This is a genomic window from Bradyrhizobium sp., assembly GCF_028868675.1.
Taxonomy (GTDB): Bacteria; Pseudomonadota; Alphaproteobacteria; order Rhizobiales; family Xanthobacteraceae; genus Bradyrhizobium.
This window is the reverse complement of sequence record NZ_JAGWUA010000015.1, coordinates 1-23,401: the sequence shown is the minus strand read 5'-3', so window position 1 is coordinate 23,401 and position 23,401 is coordinate 1. Positions and strand designations below refer to the sequence as shown.

At 66.3% G+C, this 23,401-nt stretch carries 21 protein-coding genes and 1 pseudogene; 11 read left to right on the top strand and 11 right to left on the bottom strand.

Translation table 11 applies throughout. The features are described 5' to 3' along the window. Positions 1-63: 63 nt before the first annotated feature. On the bottom strand, positions 64-585 hold the full coding sequence (hpaR, locus tag KGM94_RS03970) for a homoprotocatechuate degradation operon regulator HpaR (RefSeq protein WP_300255206.1): 522 nt from the start codon (positions 583-585) through the stop codon (positions 64-66). A 121-nt stretch (positions 586-706) separates the two neighbouring features. Between hpaR and hpaH the strand changes: the two genes are divergently transcribed. The 6 genes from hpaH (at position 707) to KGM94_RS03940 (ending at position 7,091) form a co-directional block, all read left to right on the top strand. Beyond that, positions 707-1,513 (top strand): 2-oxo-hept-4-ene-1,7-dioate hydratase, encoded by an 807-nt coding sequence (gene hpaH / locus KGM94_RS03965; protein WP_300255205.1) that lies wholly within the window; start codon positions 707-709, stop codon positions 1,511-1,513. A 37-nt stretch (positions 1,514-1,550) separates the two neighbouring features. Next, a complete protein-coding gene (locus KGM94_RS03960; RefSeq protein WP_300255203.1) occupies positions 1,551-1,949 on the top strand; it encodes a 5-carboxymethyl-2-hydroxymuconate Delta-isomerase in 399 nt (132 codons plus the stop codon). Continuing rightward, positions 1,942-3,483, top strand: coding sequence for a 5-carboxymethyl-2-hydroxymuconate semialdehyde dehydrogenase (gene hpaE, locus KGM94_RS03955; protein ID WP_300255201.1), 1,542 nt, complete (start codon positions 1,942-1,944; stop codon positions 3,481-3,483). Before KGM94_RS03960 ends, hpaE begins: the two co-directional genes overlap by 8 nt. Before the next feature lie 95 nt (positions 3,484-3,578). Beyond that, on the top strand, positions 3,579-4,562 hold the full coding sequence (gene hpaD / locus KGM94_RS03950) for a 3,4-dihydroxyphenylacetate 2,3-dioxygenase (protein WP_300255199.1): 984 nt from the start codon (positions 3,579-3,581) through the stop codon (positions 4,560-4,562). Between the two features lie 5 nt (positions 4,563-4,567). Continuing rightward, positions 4,568-5,437 carry a fumarylacetoacetate hydrolase family protein gene (locus KGM94_RS03945; RefSeq protein WP_300255197.1) on the top strand — a complete coding sequence of 290 codons (870 nt, stop codon included), beginning with the start codon at positions 4,568-4,570 and terminating at the stop codon, positions 5,435-5,437. Between the two features lie 25 nt (positions 5,438-5,462). Continuing rightward, positions 5,463-7,091, top strand: a complete 1,629-nt coding sequence (locus tag KGM94_RS03940; protein WP_300255195.1) for a thiamine pyrophosphate-dependent enzyme — start codon at positions 5,463-5,465, stop codon at positions 7,089-7,091. A 31-nt stretch (positions 7,092-7,122) separates the two neighbouring features. On the opposite strand, the pseudogene alkB reads toward KGM94_RS03940, so the two are convergent. From alkB to KGM94_RS03920, 4 genes and pseudogenes are all read right to left on the bottom strand, one after another. Then, positions 7,123-7,773 (bottom strand): annotated as a pseudogene (alkB, locus tag KGM94_RS03935) (DNA oxidative demethylase AlkB). A 12-nt stretch (positions 7,774-7,785) separates the two neighbouring features. Beyond that, complete coding sequence (locus KGM94_RS03930) at positions 7,786-8,532, bottom strand: 2OG-Fe(II) oxygenase (RefSeq protein ID WP_300255193.1); 747 nt, start codon at positions 8,530-8,532, stop codon at positions 7,786-7,788. Between the two features lie 78 nt (positions 8,533-8,610). Beyond that, positions 8,611-9,297: a DUF2848 domain-containing protein gene (locus KGM94_RS03925; RefSeq protein WP_300255191.1), complete on the bottom strand. Its 687-nt coding sequence runs from the start codon at positions 9,295-9,297 to the stop codon at positions 8,611-8,613. After that, positions 9,290-10,639, bottom strand: a complete 1,350-nt coding sequence (locus KGM94_RS03920) for an amidase (protein ID WP_300255189.1) — start codon at positions 10,637-10,639, stop codon at positions 9,290-9,292. The genes KGM94_RS03925 and KGM94_RS03920 overlap by 8 nt, the downstream gene beginning before the upstream one ends. Before the next feature lie 196 nt (positions 10,640-10,835). Here KGM94_RS03920 and KGM94_RS03915 point away from each other — a divergent pair, with 196 nt between their 5' ends. From KGM94_RS03915 to KGM94_RS03905, 3 genes are all read left to right on the top strand, one after another. Then, complete coding sequence (locus KGM94_RS03915; RefSeq protein WP_300255187.1) at positions 10,836-11,249, top strand: OB-fold domain-containing protein; 414 nt, start codon at positions 10,836-10,838, stop codon at positions 11,247-11,249. A 6-nt stretch (positions 11,250-11,255) separates the two neighbouring features. Further along, a complete protein-coding gene (locus KGM94_RS03910; protein WP_300255185.1) occupies positions 11,256-12,395 on the top strand; it encodes a thiolase in 1,140 nt (379 codons plus the stop codon). A 146-nt stretch (positions 12,396-12,541) separates the two neighbouring features. Beyond that, a complete protein-coding gene (locus KGM94_RS03905) occupies positions 12,542-13,456 on the top strand; it encodes an SDR family oxidoreductase (RefSeq protein WP_300255183.1) in 915 nt (304 codons plus the stop codon). Positions 13,457-13,515: 59 nt separating this feature from the next. Here KGM94_RS03905 and ppc read toward each other — a convergent pair whose 3' ends face one another. From ppc to KGM94_RS03875, 6 genes are all read right to left on the bottom strand, one after another. Continuing rightward, a complete protein-coding gene (gene ppc, locus KGM94_RS03900) occupies positions 13,516-16,308 on the bottom strand; it encodes a phosphoenolpyruvate carboxylase (RefSeq protein WP_300255181.1) in 2,793 nt (930 codons plus the stop codon). 295 nt (positions 16,309-16,603) lie between these two features. Continuing rightward, positions 16,604-17,419: an enoyl-CoA hydratase-related protein gene (locus tag KGM94_RS03895; protein WP_300255179.1), complete on the bottom strand. Its 816-nt coding sequence runs from the start codon at positions 17,417-17,419 to the stop codon at positions 16,604-16,606. A gap of 136 nt (positions 17,420-17,555) precedes the next feature. Continuing rightward, on the bottom strand, positions 17,556-18,464 hold the full coding sequence (locus KGM94_RS03890; RefSeq protein ID WP_300255178.1) for an IS3 family transposase: 909 nt from the start codon (positions 18,462-18,464) through the stop codon (positions 17,556-17,558). Beyond that, a complete protein-coding gene (locus KGM94_RS03885) occupies positions 18,461-18,871 on the bottom strand; it encodes a helix-turn-helix domain-containing protein (protein WP_300255176.1) in 411 nt (136 codons plus the stop codon). The genes KGM94_RS03890 and KGM94_RS03885 overlap by 4 nt, the downstream gene beginning before the upstream one ends. A gap of 105 nt (positions 18,872-18,976) precedes the next feature. Next, a complete protein-coding gene (locus KGM94_RS03880) occupies positions 18,977-20,524 on the bottom strand; it encodes an acyl-CoA synthetase (protein ID WP_300255174.1) in 1,548 nt (515 codons plus the stop codon). Between the two features lie 137 nt (positions 20,525-20,661). Beyond that, on the bottom strand, positions 20,662-21,474 hold the full coding sequence (locus tag KGM94_RS03875; protein ID WP_300255172.1) for a crotonase/enoyl-CoA hydratase family protein: 813 nt from the start codon (positions 21,472-21,474) through the stop codon (positions 20,662-20,664). Between the two features lie 116 nt (positions 21,475-21,590). Here KGM94_RS03875 and KGM94_RS03870 point away from each other — a divergent pair, with 116 nt between their 5' ends. Continuing rightward, positions 21,591-22,463 (top strand): SDR family oxidoreductase, encoded by an 873-nt coding sequence (locus KGM94_RS03870; RefSeq protein WP_300255170.1) that lies wholly within the window; start codon positions 21,591-21,593, stop codon positions 22,461-22,463. Positions 22,464-22,673: 210 nt separating this feature from the next. Continuing rightward, the coding region (locus tag KGM94_RS03865; protein WP_300255168.1) for an AMP-binding protein at positions 22,674-23,401 on the top strand (728 nt) is incomplete at its 3' end.

Below are 23,401 nucleotides of genomic sequence, written 5' to 3'. Positions count from 1 at the left end.
ACTTTGAGCGAAAAAAAGCCGCGCTGTCCATGGCCCGCGGCGCGCGCCCGCGCATATCTGCTCTCACTCCTCGGCGCTTGCCTCGTCCGCGCCGCCGAGGCCGGCGAGGCTCTGCTCCAGTTCGCCCAGCATCTCCTGCAGCTCCGCGAGCTTGTGGGCGCCGAAGTGCCGCGTGATCTCGGCATAGATGGCTTCCGAATTCGGCGCCACCGATGCCATCAGCTTCACGCCCTTCTCGGAGATCGAGACCATGCTGCGCCGCTGATCCGCCTTGGCCGTCCTGCGCTCGATCAGGTGGCGCGCCTCGAGATCGCGCAGGATGCGCGAAAGGCTCGGACCCAGCAGAAACGCGGTGCGGGCGAGTTCCGTGACCTCGACGGCATCGATCGCCGCGAGCGCGCGCAGGATTCGCCATTGCTGCTCGGTGAGGCCGTGCTGGCGGAGCGAGGGACGGAACTGCCGCATCACGGCCTCCCGCGCCCGCAACAGCGACATCGGCAACGAGCGGGAGAATTCGCGCATCGGCACCTGCCGGGCGGCCGACGGGTTTCCGTTCGCAGGATCGGCCGGTTGCTTCTTCGCCATCGCCAAACGCCTCGTGCTCTCAAAGCCAAATCCGGTTGCGCTGCAACACGAACAGATTCGGTTTGACGAATTCACTTAACATGTTAATTATCTCGTTACGACCTCAATTTGCAAGCATCCCATGGCGCTGTCCAACGACGATATCCAGAGTTGCGCGAACCGCCTGCATCAGGCGGAGCAGACCCGCACGCAGATCCGCCAGCTCTCGCAGGACTATCCCGCGATCACCATCGCGGATGCCTACGCGATTCAGAAGGCCTGGGTCGATATCAAGCTCGCGGAGGGCCGTATCGTCAAAGGCCACAAGATCGGCCTGACGTCGAAGGCGATGCAGAGCGCGCTCGACATCGACGAGCCGGATTCCGGCGTACTGCTCGACGACATGTTCTTTGCCGATGGCGGGCTGGTGCCGTCGGACCGCTTCATCGCGACCCGCGTCGAGGCCGAGCTTGCCTTCATCATGAACAAGCGGCTCGCGGGGCCCGACTGCACGATGTTCGATGTGCTCGACGCCACCGATTTCGTCGTGCCGGCGTTGGAGATTTTGGACACGCGGGTCGAGCGCGTGGACCAGGAGACCAAGGCGACGCGGAAGATATTTGACACCATCGCCGACAACGCGGCCAATGCCGGCATCGTGCTCGGCGGCCGGCCGATCCGGCCGCTGGACACCGATTTGCGCTGGATCGGCGCCCTATGCTTCAAGAACGGCCAGTTGGAAGAGACCGGCCTTGCCGCCGGCGTGCTCAACCATCCCGCCACTGCCGTGGCCTGGCTCGCCAACAAGATCGCGCCGCTGGGCCTGGCGCTCGAGCCCGGCCAGGTCGTGCTGGCCGGCTCCTTCATCCGCCCGATCGAGACCCGCAAGGGCGACACAATCCAGGCCGACTATGGTGCCTGCGGCTCGGTGAGTTGCTACTTCGCCTGAGCGGCGCGAACGCGAACGATGAGGGAGTGAAACCGCCATGCCGCATTTCACGATCGAATATTCGGCCAATCTCGATGACCGCCTCGACATGGGCGCGGTGTGCGAAATCGTGCGCAAGGCGGCGGCCGAGACCGGCGTCTTTCCGGTCGGCGGCATCCGCGTCCGCGCCATCAAGTGCGAGCATTATGCGATCGCGGATGGGAGAACCGACTACGGCTTTCTCTCCATGCTGCTGCGCCTCGGCGAAGGCCGCGATCTCGCCACCCGTAAGAAGGCCGGCGAGCACGTCTTCCGCGCCCTCTCCGGCCATCTCGATCCCGTCTTTGCCGCGAGCAAGTTCGCGCTGTCGTTCGACATGCAGATCAACGACAAGGAGACGAGCTGGAAGCGCAACAACATCCACGATGCCCTGAAGGCGGAGGCCGCCCATGGATAAGCCCGCGCCGAAGCCGGCCGAAATGTTCCAGGCCAACCGCGACCGCGCGGCACCGCTCCTGAAGAAGCTGCGCGCCGACGGCATCGGTCACAGGATCGACGGCAAGGTCGTGCCGTCGATCTCGGGCGAGACCTTCGAGACGAATTCGCCGGTCGACGGCGCGACGCTCGCAAGCGTCGCCCGCGGCAATGCCGAGGACATCGACCGCGCGGCGACCGCCGCCGCGCTCGCCTTCAAGTCCTGGCGCGACATGGGACCGGCGATGCGGCGCAAGCTCCTGCACCGGGTGGCGGACGCGATCGAGGATAATGCCGACGACATCGCCGTGCTCGAATGCATCGATACCGGGCAGGCCTACCGCTTCATGGCGAAGGCCGCGGTCCGCGCCGCCGAAAACTTCCGCTTCTTCGCCGACAAATGCGCCGAGGCGAGAGACGGCCTCAACACGCCGAGCGACGAGCACTGGAACGTCTCCACCCGCGTGCCGATCGGCCCCGTCGGCGTGATCACGCCGTGGAACACGCCGTTCATGCTCTCGACCTGGAAGATCGCCCCTGCCCTCGCCGCCGGCTGCACCGTGGTGCACAAGCCCGCCGAATGGTCGCCGATCACCGCCGATATCCTGGCAAGGCTCGCCAAGGAGGCAGGCCTCCCTGACGGCGTGCTCAACACCGTGCACGGTCTTGGCGAAGAGGCCGGCAAGGCGCTGACGGAACATCCCGCAATCAAGGCGATCGGCTTCGTCGGCGAAAGCGCGACAGGATCGGCGATCATGAGGCAGGGCGCGCCGACGCTAAAGCGCGTGCATTTCGAGCTCGGCGGCAAGAACCCGGTGATCGTGTTCGACGACGCCGATCTCGACCGCGCGCTCGATGCCGTGGTGTTCATGATCTACTCGCTCAACGGCGAGCGCTGCACCTCCTCCAGCCGCCTCCTGATCCAGCAGAGCATCGCCGACAAGTTCATCGAGAAGCTCGCCGCACGCGTCAAGGCACTGAAGGTCGGTCACCCCCTCGATCCCGCGACCGAGATCGGGCCGCTGATCCACGAGCGGCACCTGGCAAAAGTCTGCTCCTATTTCGACGTCGCGCGTCAGGACGGCGCGGTCATCGCGGTCGGCGGCAAGGCCCATGACGGCCCGGGCGGCGGGCACTATGTGCAGCCGACGCTGGTGACCGGCGCGACGGCCAGGATGCGCGTGGCGCAGGAGGAGGTGTTCGGACCGTTCCTCACGGTGCTCTCCTTCCGCGACGAGAAGGACGCGATCGAGATCGCCAACGACGTGCGCTACGGGCTGACCGGCTATGTCTGGACCAACGACATGGGCCGCGCGCTTCGCGTCGCTGATGCGCTGGAAGCCGGCATGATCTGGCTCAACTCGGAAAACGTCCGCCACCTGCCGACGCCGTTCGGCGGCATGAAGGCCTCGGGCATCGGCCGCGACGGCGGCGACTACTCCTTCGACTTCTACATGGAAACCAAGCACGTCTCGCTGGCACGGGGCACGCACAAGATTCAGAAACTGGGAATTTGAACAACCGTCGTCCCGGGGCGCGCGCAGCGCGAACCCGGGACCTGGAGATTGCGGGTTCGCGCTACGCGCCCCGGAATACCAAGCCGAGGAAACCAATGCCCGTTCCGCAACACGTCTTCGAGCCGCCCTTCAACATCATCCGCTCGAGCCACGCCGTGCTCGACGTGACCGATCTGAAGCTCAGCCGCGAATTCTACGAGACCACGGTCGGCCTGCATGTGGAGGCCGCCGACGACAGCGCGGTGTACCTGCGCGGCTTCGAGGAGCATCAGCATCACTCGCTGGTGCTGCGCAAGGCCGCCGTGCCTGCCTGCAACCGGCTCGGCTTCAAGGTCGGCAACGAGAAGGATCTCGACGAGGCGGCCGCCTTCTTCTCCGAGAACGGCATCGCCCATGCCTTCGTCAAGCAGCCGTTCCAGGGCCGCACCCTGCAATTCACCGATCCTTTCGGCTTCCAGATCGAGCTTTACGCCGCGATGGAGAAGCGGCCGCATCTGTTGCGCCGCTACGATCTCTACAAGGGCTGCCACCCGCAGCGGCTCGACCATTTCAACGCCTTCGCCCCCGAGGTGCAGGACACCGTGGACTTCTACGCCCGCCTCGGCTTCCGGCTGAGCGAATATGCCGAGGAGGACGGCGCCAACGGGCGCATTGCGGCAGCCTGGATGCATCGCAAGGGTAACGTTCACGACTTCGCCTTCACCAACGGCAAGGGACCGCGGCTGCACCATTTCGCCTATTGGGTGCCGACCGCGATGAACATCATCCACCTCTGCGACGTCATGGCCTCCTCCGGCTTCGTCAAGAACATCGAGCGCGGACCGGGGCGCCACGGCATCTCGAACGCCTTCTTCCTCTATGTCAGGGATCCCGACGGCCATCGGCTGGAGCTCTACACCAGCGACTATTTCACCGGCGATCACGACCACGAGCCGCTGCGCTGGTCGCTGCGCGATCCGCGCCGGCAGACGCTGTGGGGCGCGCCCGCGCCGCGCTCCTGGTTCGAGCAGGGCTCGCCGTTCACCGGGCAAGCTGTGCGCGAGCCGCGCTTCGTGGCCGACGTGCTGGTGGCGGATTGAATCTCATGACCTCCCCTCGCCTCGCCACCTACGCCGTCAAGGGCACGACCAGATACGGCGCCGTCGTCGACGGCGGCCTCGTCGATCTCTCGGCGCGCCACGGCAAGGACTATCCGACGCTGCGCGACGTGATCGTCGCAGGCAAATTGCTGAAGTTCGCCGAAGAAGCCGCCGGCTGTGCACCAGATCATGCCGTCGGCGACATCACCTGGCTGCCGCCGGTGCCCGCCCCGGAAAAGATCATCTGCATCGGCGTCAACTATCCCGACCGCAACGCCGAGTACAGGGATGGCCAGGACGCGCCGAAATATCCGAGCATGTTCATGCGCAGCCCGCGCTCCTTCGTCGGCCACGAGACGCCGCTGGTGCGCCCGCGCGCCTCGCACCAGCTCGACTATGAAGGCGAGATCGTGTTGGTGATCGGCAAGGCCGGCCGCCACATCCCGGAGAGCAGCGCGCTCGATCACATCGCGGCCATCACCCTGTGCAACGAGGGTTCGGTGCGCGACTGGCTGCGCCACGCAAAATTCAACGTCACGCAGGGCAAGAATTTCGATTCCAGCGGCAGCCTCGGCCCGTGGCTCGTGCCTTACACGAATGAGGCGCAGATCGCCGACATCCGCCTGACCACGCGGGTCAACGGCGAGTTGCGGCAGGACGATCGCACCAGCCGGCTGATCTTTCCCTTCCGCTATCTCCTGCACTATATCTCGACATTCGCAACGCTGGTGCCCGGCGATATCATCGTCACGGGCACGCCGACCGGCGCCGGTGCGCGCTTCGATCCGCCGCGCTATCTCAAACCCGGCGACGTCGTCGAGGTCGAGACCGACGGCATCGGAACTTTGCACAACGGCGTGGTCGACGAAGCCTGAACAACAACGCGAACGGAATATTGCAATGACTTCCCTCACCGGCGGCGAAGCGATCGTAAGCGGCCTTGTCGCACATGGCGTCGATACCGTGTTCGGTGTGCCCGGCGCACAGATCTACGGCCTGTTCGACGCGTTCCAGCAGGCGCAGCTCAAGGTAATCGGCGCCCGCCACGAGCAAGCCTGCGGCTACATGGCGTTCGGCTTTGCCCGTTCGAGCGGCAAACCCGGCGTGTTCAGCGTGGTGCCGGGCCCCGGCGTGCTCAATGCGAGTGCAGCGCTGCTCACGGCGTTCGGCTGCAACGAGCCGGTGCTCTGCGTCACCGGCCAGGTGCCGACCGCATTCCTGGGCAAGGGCCGCGGCCATCTGCACGAGATGCCGGACCAGCTCGCGACGTTGCGCACCTATGTGAAGTGGGCCGACAGAATAGAATATCCCGGCAATGCGCCCACGGTCGTCGCGCGCGCCTTCCAGGAGATGATGTCGGGACGGCGCGGCCCGGCCTCGGTGGAGATGCCCTGGGACGTGTTCACGCAGCGCGCGGATACGGCGGCGGCCAAGGTGCTCGCACCCCTGCCCGCGCCGCAGCCCGATTCCGACCTGATCAAGCAGGCGGCAGCGCTGGTCAAGGCCAGCAAGGCGCCGATGATTTTCGTCGGCAGCGGCGCGATCGAGGCGCGCGAGGAGATCCTCGAGCTCGCCGAGATGATCGATGCGCCCGTGGTCGCGTTCCGCAGTGGCCGCGGCATCGTCTCCAACGCGCACGAGCTCGGGCTGACGATGGCGGCGGCGTACAGGCTGTGGCCGACAACCGATTTGATGATCGCAATCGGTACCCGCGCGGAGCTGCCGGCATCGGGCTTCCGCTGGCCGTATCAACCGAAGGGGCTGAAGTCCGTTCGGATCGATATCGATCCGGCAGAGATGCGGCGGCTAACCTCCGATACGGCCATTGTGGCCGACGCCAAGGCCGGGACGGCCGATCTCGTCGCAGCGGTGAAGAGGGGCGGCTATGCGAGGACCAGCGGCCGCCGCGCCGCGATCCGCGAGGCGACGGCCGCCGCGCAGCAGGAGATCCAGCGCATCCAGCCGCAGATGGCGTATCTCGACATCCTGCGCGAGGTGCTGCCGGCGAATGCGATCGTGACCGACGAATTATCGCAGGTCGGCTTCGCCTCCTGGTACGGCTTTCCGGTCTACGAGCCGCGCACCTTCATCAGCTCGGGTTATCAGGGCACGCTCGGGTCGGGCTTTCCGAGCGCGCTCGGTGCGAAGGTCGCCAATCCCGACAGGCCGGTGGTGGCGATCACCGGCGACGGCGGCTTCATGTTCGGCGTACAGGAGCTCTCTACCGCCGTGCAATTCAACATCGGCGTGGTGACGCTGGTGTTCAATAACAACGCCTACGGCAACGTTCGCCGCGACCAGCGCGAGCGCTTCGACGGCCGCGTGGTGGCCTCCGATCTCGTCAATCCGGATTTCGTGAAGCTCGCGGAGTCCTTTGGCGTGGCGGCGTCGCGCGTGACCTCGCCGGATCACTTCAAGGCGGCGCTGGAGAAGGCGCTGAGCCACGGCGGCCCGTATCTGATCTCTGTCGAGGTGACCCGGGATTCCGAGGTCAGCCCGTGGGCGTTCATCCACCCGCCGAAGCCGTGAAGCTTGGACCAAGGTAACCGGAGGAAACGCGTCAGCGCGCCCTGCGGAACGTCAGGTTGACGCGTTGCCGACCCAACAGCGGGTGCTCGCCATCGGCAAGCGGCGCGACGCCGTGATAGGCAAGCCGCGACGGTCCGCCCCAGACCACGACGTCGCCATGGGCGAGCCGAAAGCGCCGCGGCTTGTCGGCGCGCCTCAGGCCGCCGAACAGGAAGATCGCGGGAAGCCCGAGCGAGACCGAGACGATCGGCGCGGAAAAATCCCGCTCGTCCCTGTCCTGATGCAGCGACATCCGCGCGCCGGGCTCGTAGCGATTGATGAGACAGGTATCGGGCGCGAAGCCGGCAAAGCCGCCCTCCTCCGCCGATCGCGCCGCAAGCTCACGGAACACATCCGGCATCGCCGGCTAGGCCTTTCCGGATTGCGGATCGGCGGCATCGTAGCGATAGCCGCTGCGATCGGTGACCCAGCCGCAATCGCCGCAACTGGTCATCGCCACCGACATCTGGTGGCCGCCCGGCGTGAACATCCGCCGGAACGGCGCCTGGGCGACGATCGCGCGCAAGGCCGCGAGCAGATCGTTCTCGATCGGCCTGACGAACCCGCGCAGCAGCACCGCGCCATCGGCGATGTCCTCGCGCGGCGGCTGCGTTTCGGCGACGCGATCGAACAGGTCCGTCATCGATGAATGGGTTCACTTGGCGTCATGGAAGATCACACCGAGTGTGTGGCGCCGCCCCGAGCGGATCCGGCTGACGCCATGCCGCAAATTCACACGATAGGTGCCGCGTGTCCCCTGCACCGGGCGGTGATGCACGGCAAACGCCACCGCATCGCCCTGCGCCAGCGGCACGACCTCGGCACGCGACTGCATGCGCGGGCGCTGCTCGGTCAGCACGAACTCACCGCCGGTGAAGTCGCGGCCCGGCTCGGACAAGAGGATCGCGACCTGCAACGGGAAGACGTGCTCGCCGTAGATATCCTGATGCAGGCAGTTGTAGTCGCCGGCCTCGTATTGCAGCAATAGCGGCGTCGGCCGGGTCTGGCCCGCCTCATGGCAGCGCTTCAGGAACGCCGCGTGCGCCGCGGGATAGCGGATGTCGATCCCCATCGCCTCGTTCCAGCGGTTGGCGATGCCTTGCAGATGTGCGTAGAGCACCGGTCGGAGCTCGGCGATCAGCTCCGGCAACGGATCGGAGAAGTACTTGTACTCGCCGCGGCCAAAGCCGTGGCGACCCATGACGACGCGGCTGCGGAAGCGGGAGTCGTCGGGATAGAGCGCGGCGACGGCACAGCATTCGTCGGCCGTGAGCAGGTCTTTCAGGACGGCGCAGCCCTGCGCGTCGAGCTCGCTCGTGATGCTCGTCCAGTCGAGCGCATCGACGCGGGTGGCGGGATTGGCGGCAAGGGATTGAGCTGATTTTCGTGCAGTCGCCGTCATGGCCGAAACCTTCGCAAAACCACACGCACGTCGCCACCCGATTTCCGTCGTCTCCGCCATCATTGCAATGACGACAAATCACCCCAGCACCGGCAGCGCGATCACATCATACCCATGCCGGATCGTGCGCTTCAGCACGGGGTCCTCCAGCTCGAACTCGAAGCGGTCGGCGGGCCGGATGCCGCCCTTGGCGGCGAAGGTGCCGCCAAACATGGCGCAGCCGTCCGGCAGGCGTTTTTCCGCAAAGCCGCGCGCGATCAGTTCGTCCACGGACAGCATCGCGTCCAGCGTACCCTCCTGGTAGAGCACGCGCGCGCCGTCGATCCAGGCATGCGCCCGCAAAATCATCCGGTCCCAGTGGCCGGCGACGTCTTCGAGCTCCCACAGCACCGGCGCCACCACCTTGTCGCACATCTGCTTCGACACCGTCACGTTGTAGGCCTCGACCTTGCGGTCGGTGTGGTCGGAGCCGCAGCCGACGAAGATGCGGCCCTGCCAGCCGATCAGCACGAACTCGACCTCGCCCGAGGAATCGCCGCCGCAGACCTCGATCGCGTCAGCCATGGTCAGCCGCCGCGCCGAGACGCGGTAGTAGATCGGCGTCGTGGCCGGCCGTGCGATGCCGACCGCCTCCAGTTCCGCAATGTGCCTGTCGCGGGCGACGGGATCGCGCCCGGTCCAGCCGGCGATGACGGCCCGATCGATGGCAAGCGTCAGCGGCGTCGTCGTCCCCTTCGCGTCGACGGTGAACGTCAGGTCAAACACGGATCACCGCCTCCATGCCGGCGGCGAGCTCGAAGATGCGCCGGTCCGATCCGCCGGCGCCCGCGAGCATCAGACCAACCGGCATCTCGCCCTCGCGGTGCGCAGGCAGCGAGATCGCGCAGCCGTCGATCATGTTGATCAGGGTGCAGTTGCGCAAGGAACGCAGATTTGCCGTGGTGAACGCCTTGTCGTCGGCGAGATCGGCGATCCTCGGCGGCGTGTTGGCCGTGGTCGGCAGCACCAGCGCATCGTAGGGCGCAAGCCGCGCGTTGACCCGCGCGATCAGCGACCGGCGCTCGTTGATGAGATCGATATAGTCGGCCGCGCTCTGTGCTTCGCCGCGCATGATGCGCACCGCGACGCGCGGATCGTAGACCTGCCCCTTGCTGGTGATGAGATAGCGGTGCCAGGCAAAGCTCTCGGCGGCGGCGAAGCCGCCCTTGGCGTTCATCGGCCCGATGTCGTGGAGCTCCGCCATCTCGATGCGTTCGATGAAGGCGCCGTGGCTCGACAGCGATTTCAGCGCGCGTTCGAACGTTGCGGCGACCTCGGCGTCGAGATCGTCGAGCGCGATCGTGGTCGGCAGCGCAAGCCGCATGCCCTGCACGGGACGAGGTCTTGGCGCGACGATCGGCTCGTTGGCCAGCACCGCATCGAGCACGGCGCAGCAGCCGACCGAGCGCGCCAGCGGCCCGATGCTGTCGAGCGAAAACGACAGCGGCACCGCGCCGTCCAGCGGCACGCGGCGCTGCGTCGGCTTGTAGCCGACGATGCCGTTATAGGCCGCCGGAATCCGGCAGGAACCGCCGGTGTCGGTGCCGAGCGCGCCATGCGCCATGCCGTCCAGCACCGATACCGCGGCGCCCGAGGAGGAGCCGCCGGGAACGTGGCCCGCGGCGCGGTTCCACCCTCCCTTGGGCGTACCGAAATGCGGATTGATGCCGATGCCCGAATAGGCGAACTCGGTCATGTTGGTGCGGCCGATCAGCACGAAACCGGCCGCGCGCAGCCGCGCCACCGTGGCCGCATCGTGTTCCGCCGGCGGGGAATCGTCGAGCGCCCGGGAGCCGGCGCGCGTCACCTGGCCCTTGATGTCGAAGAGGTCCTTGATCGAGATCGGAATGCCGGCATAGCGCGACGGCGCCGCGTTGACCTTGCGCAGGCCGTCCATGGCCTCGGCCGCGGCAAGCGCTGCCCCCTTGTCGACATGGACGAAGGCGCGCCGCCCCTCGCCGGCAGGATCGGCGATCCGGGCAAGGCATTCCTCTACCAGCTTGCGGGATGTCGTACGGCCGCTGTCGAGGTCGGCGGCCAGCGTGGCCAGCGTCGGATGATTGGGCATGTCTGTCTCGCGGAATATTTGGTGTCGGCAATCTATCGCGCTTCCGGCGCGATACAAGCTTGGCCGCCTCGATTATGCGCGTCAGGGATGCATCCATGCGCGCGCCTTGCTGGACCGTTGACGGAGAATGGTCAATTGTCGCATCAAGACCGGAACGAGCGGGCGATCGGTCCGCACCTTTGGAGGACCCGCCGAGATGGCCGAACCGCAGCGCGCGCGACCGAAACCGACGCCGGAAACACAGCACTTCTGGGACGGCACGAAAGCCAGCGAACTGCGCCTGCAGCGCTGCGACGCCTGCGCCCATGTCTATTTCCCGCCGCGCCCGTTCTGCCCGTCCTGCGCGCACCGCAAGGTCACCACCTTCAAGGCCAGCGGCAAGGGCACGCTCTACAGCTACGTCATCAATCATCGCCCCGCTGCGCCCGGCTTCACCGCGCCTTATGCGATCGCCGTGGTCGAACTCGAGGAAGGGCCGCGCATGATGAGCAACATCATCGACTGCCCGCAGACGCCGGAGGCGCTCGCGCTCGACATGAAGCTCGAGGTCGCCTTCGAGCAGCTCGACGACAAGATCACCCTCCCCGTGTTCCGTCCGGCGAAGGGGTAAGCGGCGATGCGCAGGAACCAGGTCGCCGTCGTCGGCGCGGCCGAAACCACCGAGCTCGGCGTCATCCCCAACATGTCGCAGATCCAGCTTCACGCGGATGCGGCGCTGAATGCCATTGCCGATGCCGGGCTGAAACTGTCCGACATCGACGGTTTTGCCACCGCGGTCGAGAGCCCGCAGCAGGTCTGCCACTATCTCGGCATCAAGCCGACCTGGGTCGACGGCACCTCGGTCGGCGGCTGCTCGTTCATGCTTCATGTCCGCCATGCCGCGGCGGCGATCGAGGCGGGCCTGTGCAAGACCGTGCTGATCACGCACGCCGAGAGCGGCAAGTCGATGATCGGCAAGCTGCCGCGCTCGATCCCGGCCGACAGCCTGCAGGGCCAGTTCGAGGCGCCGTTCGGCGTCTACGGCCCGCCCAGCATGTTCCCGATCCCCGTGCTGCGCTTTATGAAGACCTACGGCATCACCCATGAGCAGCTCTCCATGGTCGCCGTGGTGCAGCGGGAATGGGCGGCGAAGAACCCGCGCGCCATGATGAAGGACCCGATCACGGTCGCCGACGTGCTCAACTCGCGCATGATCGCCTATCCGTTCCGGCTCCTGCAGTGCTGCCTCGTCACCGACGGCGGCGGCGCGCTGATCCTGACCTCGGCCGACCGCGCCAAGGACTTTCCGAGGAAGCCGGTCTACATCATGGGTACCGGCGAGAGCGTCGAGACCCCGATGGTCAGCCAGATGGAGACCTTCAACTCCTCGCGCGCCTTCAAGGTGGCGGGCCCGCTCGCCTTCAAGGAGGCCGGCATCGCCCACAAGGACGTCGATCATCTCATGATCTACGACGCGTTTGCGCACCTGCCGCTGTTCGGGCTCGGCGATCTCGGCTTCATGCCCCATGAGGAGACCGGCAAGTTCATCGCGGACGGCAACACGCGGCCGGGCGGCAAGTTGCCGCTCAACACCAATGGCGGCGGGCTCTCCTACATGCATTCGGGCATGTACGGCATGTACGCGCTGCAGGAGAGCGTGCGGCAGATGCGCGGCATCGCGCCGGCGCAGGTGCCGAACGCGAAGATTTCGGTGTGTCACGGCGTCGGCGGCATGTTCGCCGCCTCCGGCACGATCATCTTTACGAACGAGAGGTGAGCGGCATGAGCAACGCACAACCGTCATTGCCGGGCTTGACCCGGCAATCCATCCTCTTCTGAAGGTGGATGGATGCGCGGGTCAAGCCCGCGCATGACGGGAGGTGCTTGGCTCTGCCGCGAGGAACAACAACACAAGAGGGTATCATGGCAAAATCACTGCAGGACAAGGTCATCATCGTCACCGGCGCGGGCCGCGGCATCGGGCGCGAGATCGCGCTGCTCTGCGCGGCCGAGGGCGCCAAGGTGGTGGTCAACGATCCCGGCGGCGCGGCGGACGGCGCCGGTTCGTCGGCCACTCCCGCCGAGGAGGTGGTCGAGGAGATCAAGAGGCGCGGCGGGACGGCCGTGCCGAACTTCGAGTCGGTGGCCGAGGCCATTCCCGCGAGCAAGATCGTCAAGACCGCGACCGATCATTTCGGCCGGCTCGACGGCGTGGTCAACAATGCCGGCATTTTGCGCGACATGATCTTCCACAAGATGAGCGTGGAAGCCTTCGAGGCCGTCATCAAGGTGCACCTGATGGGCTCGTTCTACGTCAGCCACGCGGCGGCGCGGATCTTCCGCGAGCAGGAGAGCGGCTCCTTCGTGCATTTCACCTCGACCTCGGGCCTGATCGGCAACTTCGGCCAGGCGAACTACGCCGCCGCCAAGCTCGGCATCGTCGGGCTCTCCAAGTCGATCGCGCTCGACATGGGCCGCTTCAACGTGCGCTCCAACTGCGTATCTCCCTTCGCCTGGACCCGCATGATCGGCACCATCCCGACCGAGACGGACGCCCAGAAGGCGCGCGTCGAGAAGATCAAGCAGATGGGCCCGGAAAAGATCGCGCCGGTCTGCGCCTATCTGCTCGGCGATCACGCCAAGGACGTCACCGGGCAGATCTTCGGCGTGCGCATGAACGAGATCTTCCTGTTCAGCCAGAACCGTCCGCTGCGCTCGGTGCACCGCGGCGAAGGCTGGACGCCGCAGAGCATCGCCGAGCACGGCATGCCGGCGCTCAAGGACTCCTTCTACAAGCTCGACCGGTCGGGCGACATCTTCTCCTGGGATCCCGTCTGAGCGCGAGCAGCGAGTGGCGAATGGCGAGCGATTCCATTCGCTGCTCGCCATTCGCCTGGCTACCCCGTATTCCGCAAGCCCGCCGAGATGCCGTTGATGGTGAGTTGAATGCCACGCAGCACGGCCTCATCAGGGCTTTGCGCGCGATGCTCCTTCAGGAGCTCGACCTGCACGTGGTTGAGCGGATCGAGATAGGGGAAGCGGTGGCGCACCGAACGCTCCAGGAGCGGGTTGCCCTGCAGCAGCCGGTCGTGGCCCATGATGGCCAGCAGCGTCTCGATCGCCGAATGCCATTCGCGGCGGATGCGGCCGAAAATCTTCTCGCGCAGGGCTTCGTCCGGCACGAGTTCGGCATAGCGCGAGGCGATGGCGATCGAGCTCTTGGCGAGCACCATGTCCATGTTCGACAACAGCATGCGGAAGAACGGCCAGTCGCGGTAGAGCTCTTTCAGGAACGGCATGCCCTTGTCGGGGTGCGCGGCGATCCAGGCCTCGACCGCGCTGCCAAAGCCGTACCAGCCCGGCAGCATCAGGCGGCATTGCGCCCATGAGAACACCCAGGGAATGGCGCGCAGATCCTCGATGGCCCGGGTCTTCTTCCGCGAGGCCGGGCGGCTGCCGATGTTGAGCGTCGCGATCTCGTTGATGACCGTCGACGACCAGAAATAGTCCACGAAGCCCTCGGTCTCGTAGACGAGGCCGCGATAGGCCCTGAAGGCGAGTCTCGACAGTTCGTCCATCGCGGTCAGATACTCGCGGCGCGGCGCGCTCTGGCGCGGATGCAGCAGGCTCGCTTCCAGCGTGGCGGCGGCGAGGACCTCCAGATTGCTGCGCCCGACCTCGGCATTGGAATATTTCGACGAGATGATCTCACCCTGTTCGGTGATGCGGATCTGGCCGTTTACGGCCCCGCCGGGCTGCGCGATGATCGCGTCATAGCTCGGCCCGCCGCCGCGGCCGACCGAGCCGCCGCGACCGTGGAACAGGCGCAGGCGCACGCCATGGCGCCCGAACGCCTCGACGAGGTTGATTTCGGCCTTGTAGAGCTCCCAGCCCGAGGTGACGAAGCCACCGTCCTTGTTGCTGTCGGAATAGCCGAGCATCACCTCCTGCACCGCGCCGCGGCTGTCGACGAGGCGCCGGTAGTCGTGCAGCGACAGCATGCGGTCCATGATCGCCGATGAGGCCTGCAGGTCCTCGATGGTCTCGAACAGCGGCACGATGTTGATGGCGCTGCGCCCGGAGGGATGGATCAGACCCACCTCCTTCAGCAGCACCGCCACCTCCAGCATGTCGGACATGCCCTTGCACATGGAGATGATGCATTGGGGGATCACGTCCGAGCCGAACGTGGCGTGCGCTTCCGCCGCCGCGTGGAACACCGCGAGCTCGCCGAGCGTCTCCTCGCTGTACTTGACGAAGGGCGACACCAGCGAACGGGGGCTGCGCAACTCGCCGGACAACAGCGCAATGCGCGCCTCCTCGCCGAGCGCGAGATAGGACATGCCGGGATTGGCGGAATCGACTAGCTCGGCGATGGTGCGCTCGTGCACCGCCGAATTCTGACGGATGTCGAGCCGCGCCAGATGGAAGCCGAAGCAATCCACCGCGCGCCGCAACAGCCGCAGCCGGCCGCGGGCGATGACGCGGGCGTTGTTGGAGATCAGCGAGCGGTGCAGCACGTCGAGATCGGCCTGCAGCTCCTTGACGCTCGCGTACGGCGTCCCCTGCCCCACGGGCCTGCGCGTGATCTCGACCTGGAGCTTCTCGGCAGTCGCGGTGAGGCGCGCATAGATGCCCGACACCGCGAGACGATAGGGCTCGTCGCTCCGGTGCGGCGAGGTATCGGGCGAGCGTTCGGCGAGCGCGCGCAGCTCCTCTGAGACGTCGGCAAGGTGCGCGGCAATCGACAGCTCCGAGCCGAGCACGTGCAGCTCCTCGAGATACAACTGCATCACCCGGCTCGACTGCAGCCGCAGCGTGCCGCGCATGACGTCGGCTGTGACGAAGGGGTTGCCGTCGCGGTCGCCGCCGATCCAGCTTCCCATGCGCAGGAACGAGGCGAGCTCGCCCGCCGCCTCGCTGCCCTCCTCAAGCCGATCCTCCAGCGCGTTGATCAGCCGCGGCACCTCGTGCAGGAAGGTGTAGTCGTAGAACGACAGCCCGTTGGCGACCTCGTCGAGCACGTTCAGCTTGGTCCGGCGCAGGAGGTTGGTCTGCCACAGCGTCAGCACCTCGCGGCGCAGCTGCTCATCGGACGCGGCCGCCTCGTCAGACGTCAGGTTGACGCGCTCGCGGCGGTCGAGCAGCGCGGCGATCTCCATCTCGCGGTCCATGGTGCTCTTACGGCGGACCTCGGTCGGATGCGCGGTCAGCACCGGGCTGACCAGCGCGTCCCTGAAGAAGCGGCGCAGCTCGTCGGAGCTGAGGCCCGCCCTTTTCGCGTGGGCAAGCGTCTCGGCCAGCACGCCCGCCCCGCCGCCCTTCGTGTCGCTGCGCGCGCGCATCTGGCGGATGTTGTTCTGGTCCTCGGCAATGTTGGCGAGGTGGGAGAAGTAGCTGAAGGCGCGGACGATGCGGAGCGTGTCGGCGATCGACATGCCGTCGAGGATCTCTTCCAGCTCGCCGCGCGCGAGCCGGTCCTCGTCGCGATGGAACCGGATCGAGGTCTGCCGGATGCGCTCGACCAGGTCGAACACGTCGGCGCCCTCCTGGTTGCGCACGGTGTCGCCCAGGATGCGCCCGAGCAGGCGGATGTCGTCCCTGAGCCGCGCCTCGGCTTCCAGCGCCTGCGCCTCCTCGGCGCGGCTGGGACGGTCGGCGGCGTCGGTCGGCATGGTCTGGAGGGACATGAGTGAGCGCCTCCCGTGGCAGTCCCGGCCCGGCCGAGTGTGCAAGTTTTTTGCCGCGGTGCAAGATGAAGTTGGAGGCTCCTCTTTTTGAGGTTCAACCCCATGCACAGTAGATATTGGGGCCAAGGCAGGCGAAGCGATACTCGATGTCGTAGGTGATTGGCGCGGATGTCGTGTCGCTCACCGGCACCGTCGGCTGGTAGCCCGTATGAAGCGAAGCGGAATACGGGACGGCACCGGCCCCGGATTTCGCTCCGCTTCATCCGGGCTACGCGTGCTGAGTATGGGGCCCGCCCTACCGTCCCTCGAATTTCGGCGCGCGCTTTTCCATGAAGGCCTTCATGCCCTCGGCCATGTCGTGGGTCTTGAACAGCGGCAGGAGCTGCAGGTAGACGTGATGGACGTGGTCGGGGAAGGTCTCGTCGAGGCCCATCCGCATCATGCGCTTGGAGGCTTGCACTGCGAGCGGCGCGTTGGCGGCGATCTCGCGGGCGAGCATCACGGCGCGGCCCATCAGCTCGCCGTCCGGCACCACCTCGTTGGCGAGGCCCCATTCCAGAGATTCGCGCGCGCTGAGGGTACGGCCGGTGAAGATCAGCTCGGAGGCCTTTGCCCAGCCGAGCATGCGGGGCAACAGCCAGGTGCCGCCGGATTCCGGCACCACGCCGCGCTTGACGAAGGCGGCTGCGAGCTTTGCCGATTCCGCCATGATGCGGATGTCGCAGCCGAGCGCGGTGTCCATGCCGTAGCCGGCGGCGCCGCCGTTCACCGCGCAGATCGTCGGCTTGTCCATGGCGTGCAGCACGGTCGGCGGCGTGTTGCGCAAATTGAGCGTGGTCGGCGAGGACGCCGCGCTCAAGCCGTTGCCGTCGCGCTCGCGGCGCAGATCGAGGCCGGCGCAGAAGGCGCGGCCCTTGCCGGTGAGGATGACGCAGCGGACGTTCGGGTCCTCGTTGGCCACGATCAGGATCCGTGCCAGCTCGTTGAGCATCGGGCCGGAGATCGTGTTCATCCGCTCGGGCGCATTCAGGGTGACGACCGCGATGTGGTCGGCGACCTCGCAGAGGACTTCCTTCGTCTCGGCCTTGCCTGCGGCTGCCGCATCACTCATGAAAACCTCCTGGTCGTTATCGGAACTTGTAGCCCGGATGGAGCGCAGCGTAATCCGGGACAACTGCATGTGCTCGTACTGGAGTGCACCCCTATCGTGAGACACGATAACGGGGGGACAGGTTGGGTCCACCGCCCTAGGCCGGCTGGACAGGTTGAGCGATCGGGGCCGCTCTGCGGGGCTGCTGCGCAGCAGCCCCGCAGAGCGGTAAAATTTCTTCGAACTCGGCGGGGGGCCGGTAGGCGAGCGCCGAGTGCAGGCGTTGTCGGTTGTACACCTCCTCGATGAAGTTGCCGATGGCATTTCTGGCATGCTGCGCATCGCGGTAGGTCTGGCCGTTGACCTCCTCCGTTTTGAGAGTCTTCATGAAGCTCTCCGCCTTGGCATTGTCGTAGGGATTGCCGACCCGGCTCATGCTGGCGACAATGTCGTGCTGCTGCAGCAGTTCGGTGTAGTCGGCGCAGGCATATTGGGTACCGCGGTCGGAGTGGTGGACCAGGCTGCCGGGCGTCGGCCGACGCGCCTCGATCGCCATCGCGAGTGCTGCGATCGCAAGGCTTGCCTCGAGGTGCGTTTCCAGCGCCCAGCCGATCACGCGCCGGCTGAAGGCATCGATCACCACGGCGAGATAGACGAACTCTTCTCCCAGCCGGATGTAGGTGAGGTCGGCTACCCAGAGCTGGTCGAGACCGTTTGGCACCATGCCGCGGGCGAGGTTCGGCACCACGCGCCAGCCATGGTGCGAGTCCGTCGTGACGGGCACGAACGGCTTTTGCCGCAGGCACAGCAGGTTATCCCGCCGCATCAGGCGCAGCACGCGTTTGCTGTTCACCGCAAAGCCTTCCCGGCGTAGCAGAGCCGTGATCCGGCGATAGCCATAATGCCGGTGCGCCAGCGCCAGCCGCTGGATCGCGTCCCGCACCTCGGTCTCTTCCGCACGCGGGGCGGAGGCTGCCCAGTGACGGTAATAGCCGGCACGGCTGACGCCCGCCAGGGCGCACATCCGATCGATCGTGAGTTCGCCTTGCGACAGGGCGGCTGTCATCGCTTGGATGACCGCGTAGATCCCGTCGCGCCAGGTCCGGCGGTCGGCCGCCGTGCTTCCCTGACCCGCCGCAAGGCTTGTCGAAAAAAATCCAGTTCGATCTGCTGCTGACCGACCTTGCGTTCGAGCTCGGCAATTCGCTCGGCCGCGGCGGGATCACTAGTCGCGATCTCGCGCGCCCGCTTCTTCACTTTCGCCGTCGCGACGCCATCGCCCTTGCGAGGCCTACCCAGCGGGCGCAGCGCCTCTGCCCCGCCCGCCCGGAACAGCTTTCGCCACGAATAGAGATCTTTGCGCAGCACCTTCAGCTCCTCTGAAAGTGCTCTGACCGTCTCGCCCGCCAACAGCCGGCGGACCGCCTCAAGCTTGAATTCTCGATCGAACTTACGGGGGGATTTGTTGGGCATCCGTTCTCCTTTAGAGAACTGTCCCCGGTTTTTCTTGTCTCACTTTTGGGGTGCACTCCATACGCCGACCCGGATTTCGCTGCGCTCCATCCGGGCTACGTCTTGTCAGATCTTCCGCCCGGCATGGTCCCAATAGGGATCGCGCAGGCGGCGCTTGAAGATTTTTCCGGAATCTTCCCGCGGCAGGTTTGTGCGAATCTCGACGTGCTTGGGCACCTTGTAGTCGGCGAGATGCGCCTTCAGCTGCGCGCGGATGGCGGCCTCGTCCAGCGTGACGCCCGCTTGCGGCTCGACCACCGCCATCAGCGCCTCGCCGAACTCGGCGTCGGGGATGCCGAACACCGCGCAATCGTGCACGCCGGGCACGGCGTGCAGCACGGATTCGATCTCGGCCGGATAGATGTTGACGCCGCCCGAGATCACCATGTCGCGCTTGCGGTCGCAGATGAAGACGTAGCCGTCGGCGTCGATGTAGCCGACGTCGCCGGAGGTGATGAAGCCGTCGCGGTCGATCTCGGTCCGCTTCTCCGGCTTGTTGTGGTAGGTGAAGTCGGCCATCTCGCGCATGCGCGAATAGATCTCGCCGACCTCGCCCGCCGGCAGCACGCGACCGTCCTCGCCGAGGAAGCGCAGCTCCGCGCCGGGCGAGATCTTTCCGACCGTGCCCGGCTTCTTCAGCGCGTCCTCGGAAGTGGCAAAGGTCACGGCGCCCGACTCGGTCGAGCCATAGAATTCGTAGATCACCGGCCCCCACCACGCGATCATGGCGCGCTTGACGTCGGGCGGACAGGGCGCGGCGGCATGAATGATGTGGCGCAGCGAGGAGACGTCGTATTTCCTGCGCACCGCCTCGGGCAGCTTCATCAGGCGAATGAACATGGTCGGCACCATGAAGATGGTGTCGATCCGGTAGGTCTCGATCAACTGCAGGAACTCCTCGGGCTCGAAGCGCGGCATCAGCACCAGCGCGCCGCCGAGCTTGCCTGCGCGCAAGCCGAACGAGTTCGGCGCGGAGTGATAGAGCGGGCCCGGCAACAGCGCGCGGGCGCCGGGCTTCAGCCCATAGACCATCGCACGCATGCGCTCGCCGGCGGCGGTCTGCTCCGCCGTCGGCGCGGCACGGCGCACGCCCTTGGGATGGCCCGTGGTGCCCGAGGTGTAGATCATGTTCGTGGGCTGCGGCACCACCGGGCCGTCGTAGGGCGGGTGCTGCGCGAGCCAGGCGTCGAAGTCGATGGCGAAATCCGGCGTCGCCAGACGGGCGGGATCGATCTTGTAGGTCTTCAAAATCTCCGGCGGCGTCGGCACGCTGAGCACGGTGACGTCCGCCGGAATCGCCTCGCGCAGGCCATGCAGCATGTCGGCGTGGCCGATCAGCACGGACGTCGCGGAGTCCTTCAGGATGTACTCGATCTCCTCCGGCTTGAAGTGCCAGTTGATCGGCACGCCATAGGCTCCAAGCCGCATCGCCGCATAGGCCGCCTCGATGAAGGCGATGTCGTTGCGCATCAGCATGCAGACGCAATCGCCCTGCCCGACGCCGAGCCTGCTCAGGCCGCTCGCGATGCGGTCCGCGCGCTCGGCGACTTCGGCATGGGTGCGGCGGCGGTCACCGGAGACGACGCCGAGGAAGTCTTGGGACGGTTCGGTCATTGTTGTCTTTGTTGTTGCCTTGCGACGCTGTTGGTTTTCGTCATCACCGGGCTTGTCCCGGTGATCCACGTCCTTCGTCGCCGCACGCAAGAAGGTGGATGGCCAGGACAAGCTCGGCCATGACGCTACGCGTGGACTCACACGTCCGCAAATCTCGGCGCGCGCTTTTCCATGTTGGCGCGGACGGCTTCGGTCTGGTTCGGGCTGCCGATCAGCTTCTGCTGCTCGACGGATTCGGCGAGCAGCGCCGGACCCGGATCGAGCGAGAGATTGTTGAGCATGCGTTTTGCGGCGCGGATCGCATCGGGGCTCTTGCCCGCGATGTCGCGCGCGACCTCCAGCGCAGTGGCGCGCGGATCGTCGCAGATGCGGGTGGCGAGGCCGAAACTCATCGCCTCCTGCGCCGAGAAGATACGGCCCGTATAGGTGAGGTCGCGCAAGATGTCGTCGCGCACGAGCGAGGCGAGGATCGGCGTGCCCGCCATGTCGGGCACGAGGCCCCATTTGATCTCCATGATCGACATCCGCGCATCCGCCGACAGGAACCGCATGTCGGCGCCGAGCGCGAGCTGGAAGCCACCGCCGAAGGCGACGCCGTGAATGGCGGCGATCACGGGCACCGGCAGCTGGCGCCAGCCCCACACCGCCTGCTGGGCGAAATTGGCCTTGCCGTGGCTGCGCACGGTCAGGTCGCGATTTTCGCCGCCCGGAATTCCGTTCCCGCCCTTCTCCTTCATGGCGGCGAAGCGCCCCATGTCGAGACCGGCGCAGAACGCCCGGCCCTCGCCGGACAGCACCACCGCGCGCACGCCCTTTTCCCGGGACAGCCGGTCGGATGCCGCGACAAGCGCCTCGAACATGGCCTGATCCAGCGCGTTCATCTTGTCCGCCCGCACCAGGCGGACGTCGGCGACGCCCTCCGAAATCGAGATCGAGACGCGCTCTTCCATGGACCAATTCTCCCCTGTTCTTGCCTGTTCCTGACCGGTTGCCGCTTTACAGGACGCCGACGGCCGGATTTAGTCAATCGACCAATTAACTGACAATCCCTACGGGGGAAACACCCATGTTCAAGGAAAATCTTCTGGCCGGCCGGCGCATCCTGGTGACCGGCGGCGGCACCGGGCTCGGCAAGTCCATGGCGGCGCGCTTCCTGCAACTCGGCGCGGAGGTGCACATCTGCGGCCGGCGCAAGATCGTCTGCGACGAGACCGCGACCGAGCTGATGGACCTGCATGGCGGCCGCGTCACCAGCCACGGCGTCGACATCCGCAACGCGCTCGCGGTCGAGGAGATGATCGACAACATCTTTCGCGAGGCGCCGCTCACCGATCTCATCAACAACGCCGCCGGCAACTTCATCTCGCGGACCGAGGAACTCTCGCCGCGCGGCTTCGACGCGGTTGCCAACATCGTCATGCACGGCACGTTCTACGTCACGCATGCGGTGGGCAAGCGCTGGATCGCCGCAAGGCAACCCGGCAACATCGTGTCGATCACCACGACCTGGGTGCGCAACGGCTCGCCCTACGTCGTGCCGTCGGCGATGAGCAAGTCCGCGATCCACGCCATGACCATGTCGCTCGCGGTCGAATGGGGCAAATACGGCATCCGCCTCAACACGATCGCGCCGGGCGAGATCCCGACCGAGGGCATGAGCAAGCGCATCAAGCCCGGCGACGAGGCCGGGGCGCGCACCAAGGCGGTCAATCCGATGGGTCGCGTCGGCACCATGGAGGAGCTGCAGAACGTCGCGGTGTTCCTGATCTCCGGCGGCTGCGACTGGATCAACGGCGAGACCATCGCCATGGACGGCGCCCAGGCGCTCGCCATGGGCGGCAATTTCTATCAGCTGCGCGACTGGAAGGACGACGACTGGAACAAGGCGCGCGAGAGCATCAAGGCGCAGAACGAGAAGGACCGCGCGGCACGGGGGTAGTGTCGCTCTCAGCCGTCGTCCCCGCGAAAGCGGGGACCCATAACCCCAGGGAGAAGTTGCGGCGCGAAGCTTTAACTCCGAGTCCCGATAGCCACATCTGCCCGTGGTTATGGGTCCCGGATCGGCGCTCCGCTTCGCTGCGCTTGTCCGGGACGACGTCCTGAGAAACGTCATGAGAAACGCAAACAGAACAAGATCCACGGGAGAAACATGTCCAGCCTGCAGCCGGTTGCCAACCTCGCCGACATGGTGCGCGAACGCGCCACGAGCCGCGGCAACGCCGTCGCCTACGAGTTCGAGGGCCGCACCACGAGCTTTGCCGAATTCGACGTCAGGACCAACAAGGTCTCCAATGCCTTGACGGCGATGGGCCTGAAGAAGGGCGACCGCATCGCCTATCTCGGCAAGAACAGCGACATCTATTTCGAGCTCTTGCTCGGCGCGATCAAGGTGGGCGTGGTGATGGCGCCGGTGAACTGGCGGCTCGCCGGTCCCGAGGTCGCCTTCATCGTCGAGGACTGCAAGGCGCCGGTGCTGTTCGTCGGACCCGAGTTCATCACGCTGGTGCGCCAGATCAGGGACAAGCTGCCGGGCGCGCGTACGATCGTCACCACCGAGGGCGGCGCAGGCGAATGGCCGGATTTCACGCCCTGGCGCGACGCCCAGAGCGGCGATGACGCGAAGGTGCCGATCAGCCCGAAGGACATTGCGATCCAGCTCTATACCTCAGGCACCACCGGCAAGCCGAAGGGCGCGATGCTGTCGCATTCGAACTTCAAGAGCCTGCTCGAGGCCGGCGGCGCCGAGGACACCCCCGATTGGAACAGGTGGACGACCGACGACGTGTCGCTGGTCGCGATGCCGATCTTCCATATCGGCGGTTCCGGCTGGGGCGTGGTGGGGCTCGGCCACGGCGCGCGCAGCGTGATCGCGCGCGA

Bases quoted from the DNA above. Each gene is read 5' to 3' on its own strand.
- ppc (WP_300255181.1), bottom strand. From the start codon at position 16,308: ATGTCCCTCCAGACCATGCCGACCGACGCCGCCGACCGTCCCAGCCGC.
- hpaE (WP_300255201.1), top strand. From the start codon at position 1,942: ATGGATAAGCCCGCGCCGAAGCCGGCCGAAATGTTCCAGGCCAACCGC.
- KGM94_RS03895 (WP_300255179.1), bottom strand. From the start codon at position 17,419: ATGAGTGATGCGGCAGCCGCAGGCAAGGCCGAGACGAAGGAAGTCCTC.
- KGM94_RS03960 (WP_300255203.1), top strand. From the start codon at position 1,551: ATGCCGCATTTCACGATCGAATATTCGGCCAATCTCGATGACCGCCTC.
- hpaR (WP_300255206.1), bottom strand. From the start codon at position 585: ATGGCGAAGAAGCAACCGGCCGATCCTGCGAACGGAAACCCGTCGGCC.
- KGM94_RS03905 (WP_300255183.1), top strand. From the start codon at position 12,542: ATGGCAAAATCACTGCAGGACAAGGTCATCATCGTCACCGGCGCGGGC.
- KGM94_RS03930 (WP_300255193.1), bottom strand. From the start codon at position 8,532: ATGACGGCGACTGCACGAAAATCAGCTCAATCCCTTGCCGCCAATCCC.
- KGM94_RS03940 (WP_300255195.1), top strand. From the start codon at position 5,463: ATGACTTCCCTCACCGGCGGCGAAGCGATCGTAAGCGGCCTTGTCGCA.
- KGM94_RS03870 (WP_300255170.1), top strand. From the start codon at position 21,591: ATGTTCAAGGAAAATCTTCTGGCCGGCCGGCGCATCCTGGTGACCGGC.
- KGM94_RS03875 (WP_300255172.1), bottom strand. From the start codon at position 21,474: ATGGAAGAGCGCGTCTCGATCTCGATTTCGGAGGGCGTCGCCGACGTC.
- KGM94_RS03890 (WP_300255178.1), bottom strand. From the start codon at position 18,464: ATGACAGCCGCCCTGTCGCAAGGCGAACTCACGATCGATCGGATGTGC.
- hpaD (WP_300255199.1), top strand. From the start codon at position 3,579: ATGCCCGTTCCGCAACACGTCTTCGAGCCGCCCTTCAACATCATCCGC.
- KGM94_RS03920 (WP_300255189.1), bottom strand. From the start codon at position 10,639: ATGCCCAATCATCCGACGCTGGCCACGCTGGCCGCCGACCTCGACAGC.
- KGM94_RS03945 (WP_300255197.1), top strand. From the start codon at position 4,568: ATGACCTCCCCTCGCCTCGCCACCTACGCCGTCAAGGGCACGACCAGA.
- KGM94_RS03880 (WP_300255174.1), bottom strand. From the start codon at position 20,524: ATGACCGAACCGTCCCAAGACTTCCTCGGCGTCGTCTCCGGTGACCGC.
- hpaH (WP_300255205.1), top strand. From the start codon at position 707: ATGGCGCTGTCCAACGACGATATCCAGAGTTGCGCGAACCGCCTGCAT.
- KGM94_RS03915 (WP_300255187.1), top strand. From the start codon at position 10,836: ATGGCCGAACCGCAGCGCGCGCGACCGAAACCGACGCCGGAAACACAG.
- KGM94_RS03910 (WP_300255185.1), top strand. From the start codon at position 11,256: ATGCGCAGGAACCAGGTCGCCGTCGTCGGCGCGGCCGAAACCACCGAG.
- KGM94_RS03885 (WP_300255176.1), bottom strand. From the start codon at position 18,871: ATGCCCAACAAATCCCCCCGTAAGTTCGATCGAGAATTCAAGCTTGAG.